Source organism: Kitasatospora putterlickiae, assembly GCF_039527695.1.
In the GTDB taxonomy this organism is placed as follows: Bacteria; Actinomycetota; Actinomycetes; order Streptomycetales; family Streptomycetaceae; genus Kitasatospora; species Kitasatospora putterlickiae.
This window is the reverse complement of the sequence record NZ_BAAAKJ010000196.1, coordinates 42,804-44,170: the sequence shown is the minus strand read 5'-3', so window position 1 is coordinate 44,170 and position 1,367 is coordinate 42,804. Positions and strand designations below refer to the sequence as shown.

Annotated in this window: 2 protein-coding genes and 1 pseudogene; 2 read left to right on the top strand and 1 reads right to left on the bottom strand. The window is 68.9% G+C overall.

Going from position 1 to position 1,367, the window contains the following annotated elements:
• Positions 1-213: pseudogene (locus tag ABD308_RS19720) on the bottom strand (helix-turn-helix domain-containing protein); the annotation flags it as partial.
• Positions 214-304: 91 nt separating this feature from the next.
• On the opposite strand from ABD308_RS19720, the gene ABD308_RS19715 reads away from it, so the two are divergent.
• Positions 305-751 (top strand): anthrone oxygenase family protein, encoded by a 447-nt coding sequence (locus ABD308_RS19715; RefSeq protein ID WP_344336473.1) that lies wholly within the window; start codon positions 305-307, stop codon positions 749-751.
• Between the two features lie 103 nt (positions 752-854).
• A partial coding sequence (locus ABD308_RS19710; protein ID WP_344336472.1) for a nitroreductase family deazaflavin-dependent oxidoreductase occupies positions 855-1,367 on the top strand: 513 nt, incomplete at its 3' end.

Below are 1,367 nucleotides of genomic sequence, written 5' to 3'. Positions count from 1 at the left end.
GGCGCCCGCGCCCTCCAGGGCGACGGCGCCGATGATCTCGCGCTTGCCGCGGAAGTGGCTGTAGAGGACGGGCTGGCTGTATTCGATGCGTTCGGCGAGCCGGCGGGTGGTGACCGCGTCCCAGCCCTGCCGCTCGGCGAGTTCGCGGGCCGTGGCCACGATGAGGCGCTCGCGGTCCGCCCGTTCGCGTTCCTTGCGTTCCTGTACCGACATGCTTGGAATCCTAGCACCGCTAGACATGCGAGCGGCAGAAGGTCTAGCGTTGCCACAACAGCTGTCAATGCTAGCTTTCGGAGGGGTCGTCATGCTCCATGCGCTTCAGGTCCTCACCACCGTGGTCGTCGGCGTGATGGTGGGGGTGGAATTCGCGGTCGCCTTCGTCATCAACCCGATCTTCAAGGCCCTCCCGGAGGACGCCGGCCTGCTCGGCCGTGCGCACGGGGGCCGGATGCTCGGCGCCGTGATGCCGGTCTGGTACATCGGCTCGCTGCTCCTCGTCCTGGCCTGGGCCGTCGCCGGACGGCACGAGGGCGGCACCGGACTCGTCTTCACCGCCGGCGCGCTGCTGATCGTCAGCGTGCTCATGTCGGTCCTGCTGCTCGTCCCGATCAACAACCGGGGCAAGACGTGGACCCCCGAGAACCGGCCCGCCGACTGGAAGGAGCAGGGCGACCGCTGGGACCGCTACCACTACGCCCGCGTCGCCGTCATCGTCGCGGCCTTCGCGGTCCTGGTCGCCGCCCTCGTCTGAGCGCCTCCACGGGGCCCCGGCGCCGTCTGACGGAAGGTTGACAGGCGTCGGCGACCCCGTTTAGTTTGCCTTTGCTTTCAAAGCAAACGATTGGAGCGCCCTCATGGGCTGGAACGAACGGATCATCAAGGAGTTCCGGGAGAACAACGGAAAGGTCGGCGGTGCGTTCGAAGGCACCCCGATGGTGGTCCTCACCACCGCCGGCCGCCGTACGGGCAGGCCGCACACCAACCCGGTGGTCTACCTGCCCGACGGCGCCCGCTACCTGGTGTTCGCCTCCAACGCGGGCGGCCCGGAGCACCCCGACTGGTTCCACAACCTGGTCGCCTCGCCCCAGGTCACCATGGAGATCGGCACCGAGGAGGGGCGGGTGAAGCCCTTCGCCACCCGTGCCGTCGTCCTGGAGGGGGAGGAGCGCGACCGGCTGTACGAACGGCAGAGCACCCTGCGCCCGGCCTTCCGCGAGTACCAGGAGAAGACCACCCGGGTCATCCCCGTGGTCGCCCTGTACCCGCTGGACCTCTCCGCCGACACCGAGCGCAACAAGATGATCGGCCATCAGCTGATCGTCCACCACGCCGAGTTGCGCGCCGAGCTCGCCGAGGTCCGGGCCGCC

Excerpts from the sequence above, each read along its gene's own strand:
- ABD308_RS19715 (WP_344336473.1), top strand. The coding sequence starts at position 305 with ATGCTCCATGCGCTTCAGGTCCTCACCACCGTGGTCGTCGGCGTGATG.